This window comes from Novosphingobium sp. PhB57 (assembly GCF_004342985.1).
GTDB lineage: Bacteria > Pseudomonadota > Alphaproteobacteria > Sphingomonadales > Sphingomonadaceae > Novosphingobium.
Window position 1 is genome coordinate 957,503 of sequence record NZ_SMBO01000001.1, and the last position, 16,545, is coordinate 974,047.

Sequence of the window (16,545 nt, forward strand, 5' to 3'; positions counted from 1 at the left end):
CCCGGATCGCCGTGCGCTCCGCCTCCAGTGGACAGATCCGCACGACTCGATTAATGACAACTCATGCGTATCATTATTCACGATCCTCTTGGCAGCGCAAGCGCGATCGGCTCGAATGGCCAGATGCCCGAGACGATCCAACCCAAGCGTATCGCTGCCACCGACGCCCCGCCCTCGCCCGTCCGCGCCGGTCGGCCCACCCGCGAACAGGCCCAGGCGCGTCATGCGCAGCTGCTCGACTGCGCCTTCGACCATTTTCTCGACAAAGGGTTCGAGCCGACGACAATCGAGGCACTGGCCGCCGAAGTCAGCATGACGAAACGCACCGTCTATGCCCGCTATCCGGACAAGGCCTCCCTGTTCCGCGCCGCCATCCAGCGGGGGACCGAACGCCGCGCCGCCAGTGCCGAAACCATCGCGGCGACCCGCGCAGACACCCTGGAAGAGACGCTCGTGGGCATCGCCATGCTGCGCATCCAGCTCGCAGGGTCGCCGGAGGGCGTGAAACTCCAGCGCCTCATCAACACCGAGGCCTACCGCTTTCCGGACATCTTCCAGACCTATTACGAGATCGCCGCCCTCCCCACCGTGCGGTTTCTAGCGGATATCCTGGACGAAGAGACCCGCGCGGGACGCCTGGCCATCGAGGACGCGATGCTTTCGTCCACGGTGTTCATGAGCATGGTGGTCAGCGCCCCCGTACGTTTCCTGATTTCGGGGAACGAGCTTCCGGCGCAGGATGTGGACCGAAGGGTTCGCTTCGCCGTGAGGCTGTTCCTCAAGGGCGCTCTCCCACGCTGAGAGCGCCGCGCCGAACCGGATTTCATCAGGGAGAACAGAACGATGCCGCAAGAAGACGATCAGCCCGAGGTCCGCCAGCGATGCGTCGTCGTCACCGGGGCGAGTTCCGGGATCGGCCGGGCCAGCGCCGCGGCTTTCGCCCGCATGGGCTGGCACGTCATCGGCACGGGCCGCGACCGCAAGCGCAGTGAGGACGCCGAGGCCGAAATTCGGGCGGCAGGCTCAGAAAACGCCCGCGTCGACATGCTGCGCGGCGACTTTTCGGAAATGCATGAGGTCCGCCGCGTGGCCGGAGAAATTCGCGCGCTCACGGACCGGGTCGACGTGCTCGTCAACAATGCGGGCGGTGTCCGCGACGGATATCACGCGACTTCGGAAGGACTGGAGGCGACCTTTGCGGCCAACCACCTGGCACCGTTCCTGCTCACGCGTGAACTTCAACCCTTGCTCGAACGCGCGGCCGGCGATGCCCCGCCGGGACAAGTGCGGATAATCGCCGTCTCCTCCAGCGGCCACCGGGCCTGCGCCGGCATGCGCTGGTACGACCTCATGATGAAGGCCGCCTTCGAGCCCGGCACGGCCTATTGCCAGGCCAAGCTCGCCAACCTGCTTCATGCGCGGGCGCTGCACAGCCGGCTGATCGACAAGGGAATCGTCGCCCTTGCCATGCATCCGGGCCGGGTCGGCTCCAACTTCGCCAGCCACGGGGACGAGGCCATGCAGGCCTACATGGCCGCCAACGAATGCGCCGCGCCGGAACAGCCGGCCCGCACGATCGTCTGGCTGGCGACCGATCCCGATCTGGGCGGCAAGGGCGGCCACTACTTCCACGATCTTGCCGAGGAAACGCCGGCGCCTCAGGCGCTGGACGATTTCGAAGCGGAAAAACTCTGGCAGGAAAGCGAGCGCATTCTGGAGCAAGTGCTGGAAGCGCCGCTGACTCTATGAGGCCGGGGCTTTCCGCAACGGGTCCCCCATAAAAAAACCGTCCCGCGCCGCTTCTTCGTGAAGCGGTCGCGAGACGGCTGTGCGACCCGTAAAGGGCTATCGCAGCGTGAGCCGAAAAGTTCCGGCCCGCGCGTTCTTCGATCGTGGAGGAGGAGGAACGATCGAATACGACGGCGCGCTGCTACACGAACTTTCAAACGTTTGCACTACCCGTCAGCCCTGTAGCAACATTCAAGGCGAATTTTTTCCCGGGCGCCTCCATCGCTGCGGGGGTCTCGACCGACGTCAAGCGCCGTGAGCCTTGACCTGCCTGCCCGGCTCCGCAATGCCTCCGCCAACTGCGAGGAGCCCTGCCCGATGACCGTCTCTTCCTCTGATACTGGCACGCGCCATGGCGCGGAGCGTCCCCGGCGCAGCGCCCTCTATCTGCCCGCCTCGAACGCCAAGGCCATCGCCAAGGCGCGCACCCTGCCCTGCGACATGGTCGTGCTGGACCTTGAGGACGCCGTCGCGCCGGAAGCGAAGAAGGCCGCTCGCGCCGCCGCCATTGCCGCCGTCGCGGAAGGCGGTTTCGGACAGCGCGAGGTCGCCATTCGCGCGAACGGTATCGACACCGAGTGGGGCGCCGCAGACCTGGCCGCCATCGCCGCTTCGCAGGCCGACGCAGTGCTCGTGCCCAAGGTCGATTCGCCCGAGCACATCGCACGCTATCACGCCGCCCTGTCCGGCGCGGCGCCGCGGTTGCAGCTCTGGACGATGATCGAGACCTGCGAGAGCGTCGGCAACCTTCCCGCGATTGCCGCCATGGCCCGTAGCACCCGCCTCTCCCTGTGGATCATGGGCACCAACGATCTCGCCAAGGAAATGCGCGCGCAGCTCACGCCGTGTCGCACGCCGTTCCTGCCGTTCCTGGCCATGGCCGTCGCCGCCGCGCGCAGCCACGGCCTGTCGATCCTGGACGGCGTCTGCAACGAGTTTCGCGACCTCGACATATTCGAGGCCGAGGCGCGGCAGGGCCTGATGTTCGGCTTCGACGGCAAGAGCCTGATCCACCCCGCCCAGATCGACCCCTGCAACACGGTGTTTTCTCCGAGCGAAGCCGACCTGGACTGGGCGCGGGGCGTGATCGAGGCGTTCGCCCTGCCGGAAAACCAGGGCAAGGGCGCTATCCGCGTCGAGGGCAAGATGACCGAACTGCTGCATCTGGAGCAGGCACGGCGGCTGGTGAAGATCGCAAGGCAGATCGGCGGCATGAGGTAGGAAAGCGGCGGTGCATGCGCCAAATCGGAGGCCGCGCCAGCTGTCGGAAAGTAGCGCGATCCTTGCCCTGGCGAAGATAACGAGGCCTGGACGAGATCAGCCTGGTCGATAGCGAGGCGACGATGATCGTCGCCTCGCCAAACCGTCAGCCTTCGCCCTTCGAACCTGGCACCCGCGCGATCGCGCCGGGCTCGTTGGCGATCACTTTCAGCACGGCCGTCCAGGCATCCACGTTCTGCTGAAGAGCCGCCGGATCGACCTTGTCCAGCGTATCGTCCGGCGTGTGATGCAAGTCGAAATAGTGCATGCCGTCCTGCCCAAGATCGACGACGGCCAGTTCCTGCTTGGCGATGATGCCCGAGACATCGGCGCCGCCCGTGGCCGCGCCTTCGTGATAGACGATGCCCATCGGCCAGAGCGCCGCCTTGATCCGTTCCGCCATCGCCTGGTTGCTTTCGGCGAGCGTCAGGCGGAACTGCCAGACCTTGTCCGCCCCGAAATCGCTTTCCATCGCCACGGCATGGGGCTCGTCCCCATGCATCTCTGCATAGGCCTTGCTGCCGCCGCCGGTGACGCCCATTTCCTCGTTTCCGGCCCAGAGCACGCGGATCGTGCGCAGGGTCTTGCCCTCCTTCTGCGCGGCCAGTGCCGCGGCCGTGACGATGCCGCAGCCCGAGGCGTCGTCGATGGCGCCCGTCGCCAGGTCCCAGGAATCGAGATGGCAGGCGAGCACGATCTTGGGCAGCGAGGGGTCGCGGCCCGGAAGGTCGGCGATCACGTTGCCCGAGGGGGCATCCGGGAACGGCTTGCCGAGCAGGGTCAGGTCTATCTTCATCGGCTTGCCGCGCCCGGCGATGCGCGCGATCAGGTCCGCATCGGGATTGGAGACGGCGCCAGCCGGAATGCCGGTCACACCCTTGGCAAACACGGTGACGCCCGTGTGCGGATTGCGATGGTTGTCCGTACCGGCCGAGCGGATGACGATGGCAGCAGCGCCTTTCTGCGATGCGATCGACGGTCCCCGGCGGCGCACGTCGCCATAGGGGCCGTATCCCGAGCCGTCCTGCGCCGGCCGCATCGCATGGTCCACGAAGGCCACCTTGCCCTTCAGCGAGCCGTCCGGCACCGCGCGCAGCGCGTCGAGCGTCGGGAAATAGACGAGTTCGGCCTGGAGGCCCTTGGCCGGCGTGGGCGTCGACATGCCCAGCGCGGCAATGGCCAGCGGCTGCGCGTAAGGCGCTGTGAGTTTCGCGTGCTCTTCGCCGCGCGTCCAGGCGAGGGTCTTGAACGGTTCCACCTTGACGTTCTGGAAGCCCAGCGCGTTCAGCCTGACTTCGGCCCAGGCGCGCGCCTGTCCTTCCTGCGGCGATCCGGCGAGGCGGGGACCGATCTCGGTGGTCAGGCCCTCCACGATCTCCCAGGCGACGCCCGAACCCTCGGCGGGGGTGGCTTGTGCGGGGCACGTCAGCAGCGGAGCGGCGACGAGGAGCGGAGAGACGGCGAGAAGCGCCGCGCGGGAGAATCTGCGTTGCATGACAGATGCGTAACGCGCCCTGCCGCTCCTGCCAACCGGTCCATCCCGATTGCCTGATGAGGTTCGGGCCGCGGCGGCGCAGTGGAGGCCGGGTGCGGGCGCGACCGGGCGGGCCGCCGCTTCATGACGGCTTGAAACTTCGCCGTCGCGGCACAATCTTGTTCTCATATGTAACCCGCCGCGTCACGCGCCCGGCACTGCCAATGCCTACTGCCAGGGGCGCCGGGGCCGCTGCCCTTGGCAACAGGCCCGCGCGCCTGTAGAGCGGGCCGCAAATCTATCCGATCCAGATCCTATTTCCAGAGGAAACCGATGGCTGCCCAATACGCCTTCGTCATGAAGGGCATGACCAAGACCTTCACCGGCGCTCCGAAGCCGGTGCTGTCCGACATCAACCTGCAATTCTACCAGGGTGCCAAGATCGGCATCGTCGGTCCGAACGGCGCGGGCAAGTCGACCCTGATCAAGATCATGGCCGGCATCGACACCGACTACACGGGTGAAGCCTGGGCCGGTGAGAACATCACCGTCGGCTATCTGGAGCAGGAACCGGAACTCGACCCGACCAAGACCGTCCTCGAGAACGTCAAGGACGGCGCGCGCGCGACCGCCGACATGGTTGATCGCTTCAACCAGATCGGCATGGAAATGGGCGAGGAAGACGCCGATTTCGAAGCGCTCGGCGCCGAGATGAGCGAACTGCAGGACAAGATCGACGCAGTCGATGGCTGGACGCTCGACAACCAGCTCGAAATCGCGATGGAAGCGCTGCGCTGCCCGCCGGGCGACTGGCCGGTGGACAAGCTCTCGGGCGGTGAAAAGCGCCGTGTGGCCCTCACCCGCCTGCTGATCCAGAAGCCGTCGATCCTGCTGCTCGACGAACCGACCAACCACCTCGACGCTGAATCCGTCGAATGGCTGGAAAACCACCTCAAGGAATACGCGGGCGCGGTGTTGATGATCACCCACGATCGCTACTTCCTCGACCACGTGGTGGACTGGATCCTCGAACTCGACCGCGGGAAGTACTTCCCCTACGAAGGCAACTACTCCACTTACCTAGAGAAGAAGGCCAAGCGCATGGAGCAGGAGGACCGCGAGGAATCCGGCCGCCAGAAAGCGCTCAAGGACGAGCTGGAGTGGATGCGGCAGACCCCCGCCGCCCGCCAGACCAAGTCGAAGGCGCGTATCCGCAAGTTCGAACAGCTCCAGGATGCCCAGGCCGGCCGCAAGCCCGGCAAGGCCCAGATCGTCATCCAGGTGCCCGAGCGCCTCGGCGGCAAGGTCATCGAGGTCAAGGACATCTCGAAGGCTTACGGCGACAAGCTGCTGTTCGAGAACCTCTCGTTCATCCTGCCGCCGGGCGGCATCGTCGGCGTGATCGGCCCGAACGGCGCCGGCAAATCCACGCTGTTCAAGCTGCTCACCGGCAAGGAAACGCCGGACGAGGGTTCGATCGAGATCGGCTCGACCGTACATCTCGGCTTCGTGGACCAGAGCCGCGACCACCTCGATCCGAAGAAGAACGTCTGGGAAGAAATCTCCGAGGGTCATGACTACATGACCGTCAACAAGCACGAGATGTCGACCCGCGCCTATGTCGGCGCGTTCAACTTCAAGGGCGCCGACCAGCAGAAGAACGTCGGCAAGCTCTCGGGCGGTGAACGCAACCGCGTCCACATGGCCAAGATGCTGAAGCTGGGCGGCAACGTGCTCCTGCTCGACGAACCGACCAACGACCTTGACGTCGAAACGCTGGGTGCGCTGGAAGAAGCGATCGAGAACTTCGCCGGTTGCGCCGTGGTCATCAGCCACGACCGCTTCTTCCTCGACCGTCTGGCCACGCACATCCTGGCCTTCGAGGGCGACAGCCACGTCGAATGGTTCGAAGGCAACTTCGAGGCCTACGAAGAAGACAAGCGCCGCCGCCTGGGCGATGCGGCCGACCGTCCGACCCGTCTGGCCTACAAGAAGCTGACGCGCTGACCCGCAGAGGCTCGAAGCCGACGCGCCGGTTCATGGCGCAAGGCTGAAAGATCCAAAGCCGCCGTCCGGGAAAGCCGGTCGGCGGCTTTGTTCATTTCAGCGCGATCGAACATGAACAAATAGCCACATCCCGGTTCACCATTCCGACAGTGCATTTCCCCTAGGGGTATGCATTAGGATGAACCGTCATCGCCGGGCGGCAAATCCGGTTTTGGAGACCGGAAAATGAAGAAGGAACATACACTGAAGGCGAGAAGGCTTCTCTCGGCCGGCGCATTTGGCGCCATGGCAGTCGCTGCCGTCGCGCTCACCCTTCCGGCCGCCGCCATGGCGGAACCCCGGCAGGAGCGTACCCGCAGCGAAGGCCGCAGCGGCGGAGAACGCCAGGGCGGCAACGGGGGCGCCTATCGCCCTGCGCCTCAGCCGCAACAGGCCCGTCAGCAGCCCCAGCAGGCTCGACCGGAAATGCCGCGTCCGCAGGCAGCCCAGCGCCCTTCGGCCTGGCGCGGCGGTGAGCAGCGCCAGCAGCCCCAACAGGCGCCGCAGGGTGGTCGTCCCGGCAACGATGCCCGTCCGCCCCAGCAGGCGGGCCAGTCGCAGCGGCCCGATCGCGGTGTCGTGCGCGGCAATCCGAGCTGGACTTCCGACGTTCGCTGGAACAACGGCGCCACGCCGGATAACCTGCGTGGGTCATCCCGCAACGACGACCGTCGCTGGAATGGCGGAAATCGCCCGGATCGTCCGGACGTTCGGCCGGGCGACAACCGTCCCGACGGCCGTCCCGGCTGGAACAACGACAACCGCAACGACAACCGGCCCGACCGCAATGCCTGGGGCAAGGACCGCCGCGACAACGACCGCCGCTGGAACAACAACAACGACAATCGCCCGGACCGCAACGCCTGGGGTCGGGATCGCCGCGACGACGATCGTCGCTGGTCCGGTAACGACAACCGCCGCTGGGACCGCAACGACTGGCGCCGCGACAACCGCTACGACTGGCAGCGCTATCGCGACCGCAACCGCTCGGTCTACCATATCGGCGGCTACTACGCGCCCTATCGCGGCTACGCCTATCGCCGCCTGAGCATCGGCTTCACGCTGGGTTCGATGTTCTACGGCAACAACTACTGGCTCGACGATCCCTGGCAGTACCGCCTGCCGCCCGTCTACGGTGCCTATCGCTGGGTCCGCTACTATGACGACGTGCTGCTGGTGGACACTTACTCCGGCGAAGTGGTGGACGTGATCTACGACTTCTTCTGGTAACACGATGGAGCCCCCGGATTTCGCGATCCGGGGGCTCTTTTCGCAAGTCAGCCACAGTTTCCTAAGGCAGTGCGATTGATCCGCGGCAAGGCGCCGGTACTCTCGCCGGACGATGCCGAACTCCGCCCATCCTGACTGCGACGCCCTGGCCAGGATCGGCATCTCCGTGCGCGAGCGCCTGGCCGGAAACACTGCCTTTTCTCGCTTCCCCGTGGAAGGGGCGGAAATCTACAGGGCCGCCGAATTCCTCAGCGAGGCTCATTGCCGCCATGTCATCGGCCTGATCGACGGCGTCGCCTGCCCTTCGCGCCTCGTCGACGAGGACGACTGGGACGGCTACCGCACCAGCTTCTCGGGCGACATCAACCCCCGCGACCGGATCGTCCGCTCGCTCGACGCCCGGCTCTGCAAGCTGACCGGAATCGATCCCGGCCACGGCGAGTCCACCCAGGGCCAGCGCTACCACAGGGGCGAATTCTACCACGATCACTGGGACTGGTTCGACACCGATGCCCCCTACTGGAGGCACGAAAGCCGCAACGGCGGTCAGCGCAGCTGGACGGCGATGGTCTACCTGAACGCCGTGGACGAAGGCGGAACGACGGATTTCGTCCATCTCGACCTGAAGGTCGCGCCTGCCGCGGGATCGCTGCTGATCTGGAACAACGCGCTTCCCGACGGCACACCCAACCCGCTGACGATGCACGCGGCGCGCCCGGTGGTGAGCGGGGTCAAATATGTCGTGACGAAGTGGTTCCGGGCGCGCCATTGGCGCTGAGGTCCAAGGCTCCCTTCTCTGTTGCCGATCGGCATTGGCAGGGAGATGTCGGCCGCTTTCGCGACTGTCTTCCCGCGCGGGTGGAGCCGACAAACACAACAAGAGACTGCGAGGCTGGCGCTCGAATGACTACCCGCAGGTATGGCCGCCGTCGGCTTGGGACTGACTGCCGCTCGGCGCCTGGCATTCCTTGCCATCTTCGGCAGAGCGCCGCGCTTCGAAATACTCCGCGAACCGGTCGAAACGGCGGTGCAACCGGATGATCTCCAACTGCGTGCGGAGGTTCACCTCGTAATCGTGGCGCGCCGTGATGCGATCCTTGTCGGCCTGGCGGTTCTGGCTCATCATGATTACCGGCGCCTGGATCGCGGCCAGCATCGAGAGCATCAGGTTCAGGAAGATATAGGGATAGCCGTCGAAGGGCCTGATACCCAGCGCCTGGAGGATCGCGCTGTTGAGCAGCATCCAGCCAAGCAGCACCACGGCAAAAGCCATGATGAAGCCCCAGCTGCCACCCACCGCCGCCACCCGATCGGCCAGACGGTCCGCGCGGGTGGCATGGGTCGCGGCAAGTTCGTCGGCATCCAGCCCGATCACCGTGCCCGAGGCGATGCGGCAGAGCACGCGCTGCTCCTCGCCTCCCAGTTCCGCGAAATTGCGCCCAAGCAACTCTTCGGCAAGTTCCTCGGGCGTTCGCGGATCCTTGTGCATCGCCGCCTCGATCCCTGACGTCAGCCCGCCGCGGAAAGAGCCTCGGCGATCAGCTTGCGCGTTTCCGGCACGCCGTAGAGCGCAATGAAGCTGCCCATGCGCGGTCCCTGCGAGGAACCAAGCAGCGTTTCGTAAAGCGCCTTGAACCAGTCCCGCAGGCTTTCGAACTGATAGGCCTCGTTCTTGCCGATCTCGTAGACCACGTTCTGCAGCGCTTCTGCCGTGGCTTCGGGTCCGGCCTTTTCCAGTTCGGCGTCGAGCACGGCGAGCGCTTCCGCCTCATTGGCGGTGGGCGCGCGGCGCTGGAGGGTGGGCGCAATAAAATCGCGGTTGGTGGCAAGCGCGGCCCGCACCATCTCGCCGAGTTCCGGGTGCGCCTCGGGCGTGGCGTCGGCCACATAGTTGCCAAGGTAGGACCAGACCTGGTCGGCCGTCGCATCGGCGCCCAGCACGCCCACCAGGTTGAGCAGCAGCGAGAACGTCACCGGCACGGTATCGCCCGCGCCTTCCGTGGCCTCGCCCTGGTTGCCGCCCGCCGTGCGCAGCAGGTGCCAGACCGGATTGCCCAACTGCTTGTCGAGCGCCTGTCCGGCCAGATTGCCACGGAACTGCCAATACTCGTCCACAGCCTTGGGAATCACGCCGACATGAAGCTGCTTGGCGCTCTTCGGTTCGCGGAACAGGTAGAACCCCAAAGACTCCTCGGTGCCGTACGTCAGCCACTGCTCGATGGTGAGGCCGTTGCCCTTGGACTTCGAGATCTTCTCGCCATTCTCATCGAGGAACAGTTCGTAGATCAGCCCTTCCGGCTTGCGGCCGCCCAGAACCTGCACGATCTTGCCGGACTGGGTGACCGAGTCGGTCAGGTCCTTGCCGCACATTTCGTAATCGACGCCCAGCGCATACCAGCGCATCGCCCAATCGACCTTCCACTGGAGCTTGGCCTTGCCGCCGAAGGCCGACTGTTCGACCACGGTGCCGTCCTCGTCCGTGAAACGGATCAGGCCGGTGGCGGGATCGAGCACTTCGACCGGCACCTGCAGCACGACGCCGCTGGTGGGCGAAACCGGCAGCACCGGCGAATAGGTCTTGCGGCGCTCCTCGCGCAAGGTGGGGAGCATGACGTCGAGGATGGCCTGGTTGCACTCCAGCACCCGCGTCAGCGCGGAATCGAAGGCACCGGAATTGTAGCGATCGCTGGCCGAGACGAATTCGTAGTCGAAACCGAAACGGTCGAGGAAATCGCGCAGCATCGCATTGTTATGATGCGCAAAGCTCTCATGCCCCTGCTCGCCTTCATGGCCGAAAGGATCGGGAATGCGGCTGAGCGGCTTGCCGAGATTGGCGGCGAGCACTTCGGCGTTGGGGATATTGTCCGGCACCTTGCGCAGCCCGTCCATGTCGTCCGAGAAGGCGACAAGGCGCGTGGGCGCGCCGCCCGTCAGCGCTTCGTAGGCACGGCGCACGAGGGTGGTGCGAAGAACTTCCTGGAACGTGCCGATATGCGGCAGGCCCGAAGGACCGTAGCCAGTCTCGAACAGCACGGGCGCGCCGCCGGGTTTGCCCTGAGGAAAACGCTTCAGCAGCTTCTGGGCCTCCTGGAAGGGCCAGGCCTTGGATACGCGTGCGGCTTCGATCAGGGCTTGTTCAGTCATGCAGCGCTCTTTGGCGAAAAGCGCGCATTTCGCAAGGGCGAAGGCGCAAGCACGGCCTGTGAAATTGCCGCGCCCCGGACTCGATCGGCAGCCGCCATCGGCCCGGAGGCGCCGTGCGAAGGGCAAAGCGCGCCCGGACCAGCAGCCCCGGATCGCCCCCGGGATGCGGTGTGGAGTTCAATCTTCCCGCCACCGCCAATCGTAGGCCAGCGGCGCCTCGCGGAAGGCGAAACGATCGATGTGGCGAGCGACCACGTCGGTCAAACCCTCGACATCGCTGCGGTTTTCGCCGGTGATGGCGATGGAGATGCCCTCCCCGTCGGCCGCCATGGTGGCAACGGCCGTGGGGAAGGTCACCGTGCCGGTATCGCCTTCGACTTCGGTCTGGAGCTTGTGGCTCCAGTGCTTGCAGAGCTGGCGGACGTACTTGCCGCCATTCTCCGTGGGCACGCGGGCTGCGATCGTGCTCAACCTTCGATCCTTTCGATCTTGCGGGTCGCCTCGTCGAGGGCATCGGCGATCTGCAGGATCACCTCGCGATTGGCGCCGTCCTTGGAGAGACGGTCGAACATGGCGATCTTCAGCGCATGCATCGCGCGGCGGACCGGGGCAGGATCGACCTTCTCGCGTGCTTCGGCCAGCGCCGAGAGACGCAGCTTCAGCGCAGCGGCCTTTTCAGCATCGGCATCGGTCTGGGTCCGGCCCTGCTCGGTCGCTTCATAGGACTTGCGCGAACCTTCCTCGGCAGTCGGAGCGATCAGCCCCGATTCCTCCATGTACGTCAGCGCCGGATAGACGACACCCGGGCTCGGCGCATAGTCGCCGCCGGACAGCGTCTCGATCTCGCGGATCAGGTCGTAACCGTGGCGCGGCGCCTCGGCGATCAGCGCAAGCAGGAGCACCTGGAGTTCGGCCTGATCGAACAGCCGCTTGCGGCGACCGCCACCGGGGCGACCTCCGAAGCCGCCACCAAAACCGCCGCCGAAGCCGCCCCCGAAGCCTTCCCCGCGGCCGCCACGACCCCGTCCTCGGCCACCGGGGAAGCCGTCTTCGAACCCGTCGCCATCGCGGCCGAACGGCCCGCGGGCCATGCCGAAGCCGCCGCGACCGCGCATGCCGTGTTCTTCATGGCGATGAGCGCGATGAGCGCGATGGCCGCATCGGCCGCCGCCCCGCTCCATGTCGTGTTCCATGCCGTCGCGCATGCCGCGATCACGGCCGAAGCCGCCATGTCCGTAAGGATTGTTGATGTTTCTCATTTCATCTCTCTTGTTTCTCATGATGGCCACAAGATATATCTTAAATCGATCTTCGCAAGGCGCTAAAATGTATCTTGATGTATTTTTCTGCTGTAGCGCCGGGTTTTCGACCGCGGGGCGGGTTCAGAGGTTTCCCTTTTGTCCGCGGCTTGCCTAAGACGATCACCATGGCCGCCCTGCCCCTCCCCGCCCTTCACGCCAGCCATGGCGGTTCCTGGATGCGCGACGGAGCCGGCAGAACGCGTCCCGTTTCCAAGGGTGAGGCGGTCATGTCGGCGGCGGACACGCCGCTGCTGATCCTCAACGCTCCGCTCATCGCCACGCGTCTCGGCTATCCCGATCTCTCGGGGCTCGACCTGCTGGAACTCTACGCCTTCATGCACCCGGCCCGGTTCGTGGTGCCGACGCCCAAGGGCCTTGCCCATGCGCTTGGCCTCGAAGAACCGAAGGACGATGCCGACGTGCCGCGCCTGCTTCAGGAAGCGGCCGGCGCCCTGCTCGACATTTGCGAGAGTCCCCACTGGCCCGAGCGCGAAGGCGGCTGGACCGCACTGCAATCGCTCACCCGCATGCGCTGGTCCTGGGCTACCCTGCTCAACCCGCGTGTCGCCCGGCCCGAGCGCGCCGAACGCTGGCTCTTCACGCGCCTGCCCGAATGGGAGGAGAGCCCGGAACTGCCCCAGCCCCGGCAAGTCACGCTGGAACGCGGCGAAGTGCTGCAACGCCTTGCGGAGCTGACCGGCAGCGACGCGGAGCAGAGACCGACCCAGCAGGCCTATGCTGCCGAGGCCGCCGCCGCCTTCGCCCCGCGCCAGTCCTCGGGCCGGCCGCACGTCCTCCTGGCCCAGGCCGGAACCGGCATCGGCAAGACGCTCGGCTATCTCGCGCCGGCTTCGCTCTGGAGCGGCTTGTCGGGCGGCACCACTTGGGTTTCCACTTATACCAAGGCCCTGCAGCGCCAACTTCGCAAGGAAAGCCGCCGCGCCTGGCCGGACCGGCGCGCGGATGGCTCGCGGCCCGTCGTCGTGCGCAAGGGGCGTGAGAACTACCTCTGCCTGCTCAATCTGGAAGACGCGCTGCAAGGCGGTTTCGCCGGCCGCGCGGCGATTCTCGCGCAGCTCGTGGCGCGCTGGGCCGCTTATACCCAGGACGGCGACATGATCGGCGGCGACCTGCCGGGCTGGCTCGGCACGCTGTTCCGCCAACGCGGCATCACCGCGCTCACCGACCGCCGCGGGGAATGCGTCTATGCGGGCTGCCCGCATTATCGCAAATGCTTCATCGAGCGCGCCGCGCGCGCCAGCGCCGGGGCGGACCTGGTGATCGGCAACCACGCGCTGGTCATGATAAACGCCGCGCGCGGGCGCGATCACGCCGCCCGTCCCACGCGCATCGTCTTCGACGAAGGCCATCACGTCTTCGACGCCGCCGACTCGACTTTCGCGGCAGCCCTCACCGGCAGCGAGGCCATCGAACTGCGCCGCTGGGTGATCGGTCCCGAGAAAGCCTCGCGCGGCAGACGGCGCGGCCTCTCCGCCCGGCTCGCCGATGTCGCCAGCTATGATGAAGCCGGCGCCAAGGCGATCGAGGCTGCGCGCGCCGCCGCCGAGGCGCTTCCCGGCGACGGCTGGATGCAGCGCCTGACCGAAGGTGAGGCTTCCGGTCCGATCGAGGAACTGCTCGCGGCGGTACGCGCCACCGTCTACGCGCGCGACGAAAGCGGCGGACAGGAGGCCGGCTACGGCCTCGAAACCGAAGCGGCGGGGCTGGAGGGCGGCTTCGCGGAAGTAACCGAGGCAGCACGCGAGGCGCTTGGCGAACTGCGCCAGCCCCTCGTCCGGCTAGGGCTGCGCCTTGAAGCCCTGCTGGAGGACGGACCTGACTGGCTGGACGGCCAGGGCCGCGCCCGGATCGAAGGCGCGCGCCAGTCCCTGTCCTGGCGCGTCGACTTGCTGCTCGCCTGGGAATCCATGCTGGGCCGCCTCAATGGACCCGCCGATCCGGAATTCGTCGATTGGCTCGCCCTCGATCGTTCCGAGGCGCGCGAATACGACGTCGGCATTCATCGCCATTGGCTGGACCCGATGAAACCCTTCGCCAGCGTCGTGCTGGAACCCGCCCACGGCGTCGTCATGACTTCGGCGACGCTGCGCGACGGCGAGAGCTGGGACAAGGCCATCGCCCGTTCCGGCGCCGCCCATATCGAAGTGGCGCCCCGGCTTTCGGAGCATCTCAGCCCGTTCGACTATGCCGCCCAGGCCGAAGTGCTGATCGTCAACGATATCCCGCGCGGCGATATTCCGGCGCTGGCCGGGGCCTATGCGCGGCTGATCGAATCGGCAGGCGGCGGCGTGCTCGGACTGTTCACGGCGATCCGGCGCCTGCGCGCGGTCTACGGCCGCATCGCCGATCGACTCGCCCGCGCGGGCCTGCCGCTCTATGCGCAGCACGTCGATCCGATCGACACCGGCACCCTGGTAGACATCTTCCGCGACGATCCGGCCGCTTCGCTGCTGGGCACCGATGCCCTGCGCGACGGAGTGGACGTTCCGGGAGAATCGCTGCGACTGGTCATCATGGAACAGGTCCCCTGGCCGCGCCCGACCATCCTGCACCGCGCGCGCCGGCTGGCCGGCGGCGGCTCCTCCTATGACGACAGCCTGATCCGCGCCAAGCTGGCCCAGGCTTTCGGACGGCTCATCCGCAGCCGCGGCGACCGCGGGCACTTCGTGGTACTGTCTTCGGCATTCCCGTCGCGGCTGCTCAGCGCCTTCCCGGCCGGCACCCCGGTGCTTCGCATTTCGCTGGAGGAAGCCTTGCAACGCGTGAGCTGGAATGGTTCAGGAGAGAACAGTTTAGCAGGGAGCAGTTCCGGGGGGAGCGAAAAACCAGACGAGGCAGCCGGCACCGCCGAAGCCCCGCCCAGCCAACCGCCCATTTGACCGATCAGCGAACCGAAAGTCTCGATGAAAACCCTCGGAATCCTAAGACACGCCAAATCGGACTGGCACGATGCCCGCCTCCGTGACTTCGACCGCCCGCTCAACGGGCGCGGCCGCAAGGGCGCCGCCCTGATCGGCCTGCACATCCGCGACCACGCCGTGGGCTGGAAGCGCATCCTCGCCTCCCCCGCCGTTCGCGTCACCCAGACGATCGAATTGGCCGGAGAAGCCGCGGGCGAAATGCCGCCGATCACCTGGGATCGCCGGATCTACCTTGCCAGTTCCGCCACCTTGATCGACCTCCTGCGCGAACAGGCGGGCGATCCGCGCTCGATCATGCTGATAGGACACAATCCGGGCCTCGAAGACCTGATCTTCGATCTCGTGCCGGACGACGGCAGCAGCCCGATGCGCGACGTGGTCGAGGAAAAATTTCCCACCGCCGCTTATGCCGTGGTGGAACTGGACATCGAATCCTGGGACGAGATCGCCGAAGGCACAGGCCGGCTGGTGCATCTCACCCGCCCACGCGACCTCGATCCCGAACTGGGGCCCAGCGCGCTGGATTAAGCCGGAACGCGGCGTACCGCCTCGGCCCTGTCAGGCCGCGGCCAGCGCCCGTGCCAGTCGAAGGCGAATTCCGAGCAGTTCCTGAATGAGGGAATCGGACGCGCCTGCAGGCGCCGCCTCCGCGAGTCGATCGCTCTCCGCGCCGGTCTCCGCCGATGCCGGCTCCTCAAGAGCCATGCGCGCGCCGCGCAAGGTATAGCCCTCGCGATTGACCAGTCGGTCGATCTCGGCGATCAGCAGGACGTCTTCCGGCCGGTAATAGCGACGGTTGCCGCTGCGCTTGATCGGCTGAAGGGCAGGAAACTGCTCTTCCCAGTAACGCAGGACATGCTGGCGAATGCCCAATGCCTTCGTCACTTCACCGATCGTGCGCAGCGCATCGTGCGCCTTGCCGTCGTTGAAGACCCCCGTCCCGGACGCTCCATCATTGACGATGGTCGCTTCCGGACGGTTCGCTTCGATCGCAGTCATGGCAGAATTCTCCGTATAACCAACGTGATGCCGGAACCGGATCAGTCGGTAATGCGGTCCTTCAGCATCTGACTGGCCCGGAATGTCATGACCCGGCGAGGCGTAATCGGCACCTCCACGCCGGTTTTCGGATTGCGGCCGATCCGTTCGCCCTTGTCGCGAAGCAGGAAAGTCCCGAACCCGGAAATCTTGACATTTTCGCCCTCCGAAAGGGCTTCCGACATATGCTGCAGTATAGCTTCGACCATCGCAAGCGACTCGGATCTGGACAATCCCAGCTTCCTGTGGATGGCTTCAGCGATTTCGGCCCTCGTCAATGTGTCCGTGGAGCGCATAAGTCCCGCATCCCCTCCGTGCGACA

General features: G+C 66.1%; 15 protein-coding genes. 8 read left to right on the plus strand and 7 right to left on the minus strand.

The genetic code is table 11. The features are described 5' to 3' along the window. The first annotated feature begins 63 nt into the window (after positions 1–63). The 3 genes from EDF58_RS04325 to EDF58_RS04335 all read left to right on the plus strand — a co-directional run bounded on the left by EDF58_RS04325 (position 64) and on the right by EDF58_RS04335 (position 3,009). Positions 64–801, plus strand: a complete 738-nt coding sequence (locus EDF58_RS04325; RefSeq protein WP_243654066.1) for a TetR/AcrR family transcriptional regulator — start codon at positions 64–66, stop codon at positions 799–801. Between the two features lie 42 nt (positions 802–843). Beyond that, complete coding sequence (locus EDF58_RS04330) at positions 844–1,749, plus strand: SDR family NAD(P)-dependent oxidoreductase (protein ID WP_132262966.1); 906 nt, start codon at positions 844–846, stop codon at positions 1,747–1,749. Positions 1,750–2,106: 357 nt separating this feature from the next. Then, positions 2,107–3,009, plus strand: a complete 903-nt coding sequence (locus EDF58_RS04335) for a CoA ester lyase (RefSeq protein WP_132262968.1) — start codon at positions 2,107–2,109, stop codon at positions 3,007–3,009. Positions 3,010–3,154: 145 nt separating this feature from the next. On the opposite strand, the gene EDF58_RS04340 is transcribed toward EDF58_RS04335, so the two are convergent. Next, complete coding sequence (locus tag EDF58_RS04340; protein WP_132262970.1) at positions 3,155–4,543, minus strand: M28 family peptidase; 1,389 nt, start codon at positions 4,541–4,543, stop codon at positions 3,155–3,157. Between the two features lie 312 nt (positions 4,544–4,855). On the opposite strand from EDF58_RS04340, the gene ettA reads away from it, so the two are divergent. The 3 genes from ettA (at position 4,856) to EDF58_RS04355 (ending at position 8,576) form a co-directional block, all read left to right on the plus strand. Then, positions 4,856–6,529 (plus strand): energy-dependent translational throttle protein EttA, encoded by a 1,674-nt coding sequence (gene ettA / locus EDF58_RS04345; RefSeq protein WP_132262972.1) that lies wholly within the window; start codon positions 4,856–4,858, stop codon positions 6,527–6,529. A 225-nt stretch (positions 6,530–6,754) separates the two neighbouring features. Beyond that, positions 6,755–7,798 carry an RcnB family protein gene (locus EDF58_RS04350; protein WP_243654067.1) on the plus strand — a complete coding sequence of 348 codons (1,044 nt, stop codon included), beginning with the start codon at positions 6,755–6,757 and terminating at the stop codon, positions 7,796–7,798. A gap of 112 nt (positions 7,799–7,910) precedes the next feature. Beyond that, positions 7,911–8,576, plus strand: coding sequence for a 2OG-Fe(II) oxygenase (locus tag EDF58_RS04355; protein ID WP_132262974.1), 666 nt, complete (start codon positions 7,911–7,913; stop codon positions 8,574–8,576). Positions 8,577–8,705: 129 nt separating this feature from the next. On the opposite strand, the gene EDF58_RS04360 is transcribed toward EDF58_RS04355, so the two are convergent. From EDF58_RS04360 to EDF58_RS04375, 4 genes are all read right to left on the minus strand, one after another. After that, positions 8,706–9,287, minus strand: a complete 582-nt coding sequence (locus EDF58_RS04360; RefSeq protein WP_132262975.1) for a DUF1003 domain-containing protein — start codon at positions 9,285–9,287, stop codon at positions 8,706–8,708. 20 nt (positions 9,288–9,307) lie between these two features. Beyond that, the gene (locus EDF58_RS04365) at positions 9,308–10,942 is read right to left on the minus strand and encodes a lysine--tRNA ligase (RefSeq protein ID WP_132262977.1); all 1,635 of its coding nucleotides are present in this window, start codon (positions 10,940–10,942) and stop codon (positions 9,308–9,310) included. A gap of 177 nt (positions 10,943–11,119) precedes the next feature. Continuing rightward, positions 11,120–11,413 carry a DUF2218 domain-containing protein gene (locus EDF58_RS04370; protein WP_132262979.1) on the minus strand — a complete coding sequence of 98 codons (294 nt, stop codon included), beginning with the start codon at positions 11,411–11,413 and terminating at the stop codon, positions 11,120–11,122. Then, positions 11,410–12,201, minus strand: coding sequence for a PadR family transcriptional regulator (locus EDF58_RS04375; protein ID WP_243654068.1), 792 nt, complete (start codon positions 12,199–12,201; stop codon positions 11,410–11,412). The genes EDF58_RS04370 and EDF58_RS04375 overlap by 4 nt, the downstream gene beginning before the upstream one ends. 167 nt (positions 12,202–12,368) lie before the next feature. Between EDF58_RS04375 and EDF58_RS04380 the strand changes: the two genes are divergently transcribed. Further along, entirely contained in the window at positions 12,369–15,143 is a 2,775-nt protein-coding gene (locus tag EDF58_RS04380; RefSeq protein ID WP_132262981.1) for an ATP-dependent DNA helicase, read from the plus strand. A 24-nt stretch (positions 15,144–15,167) separates the two neighbouring features. Next, positions 15,168–15,713, plus strand: coding sequence for a histidine phosphatase family protein (locus EDF58_RS04385; RefSeq protein ID WP_132262983.1), 546 nt, complete (start codon positions 15,168–15,170; stop codon positions 15,711–15,713). A gap of 30 nt (positions 15,714–15,743) precedes the next feature. On the opposite strand, the gene EDF58_RS04390 is transcribed toward EDF58_RS04385, so the two are convergent. Together EDF58_RS04390 and EDF58_RS04395 are read right to left on the minus strand one after the other, a co-directional pair. Continuing rightward, entirely contained in the window at positions 15,744–16,184 is a 441-nt protein-coding gene (locus EDF58_RS04390) for a MerR family transcriptional regulator (protein WP_132262985.1), read from the minus strand. Between the two features lie 41 nt (positions 16,185–16,225). Continuing rightward, positions 16,226–16,519 (minus strand): integration host factor subunit alpha, encoded by a 294-nt coding sequence (locus EDF58_RS04395; RefSeq protein ID WP_132262987.1) that lies wholly within the window; start codon positions 16,517–16,519, stop codon positions 16,226–16,228. Positions 16,520–16,545: the final 26 nt, after the last annotated feature.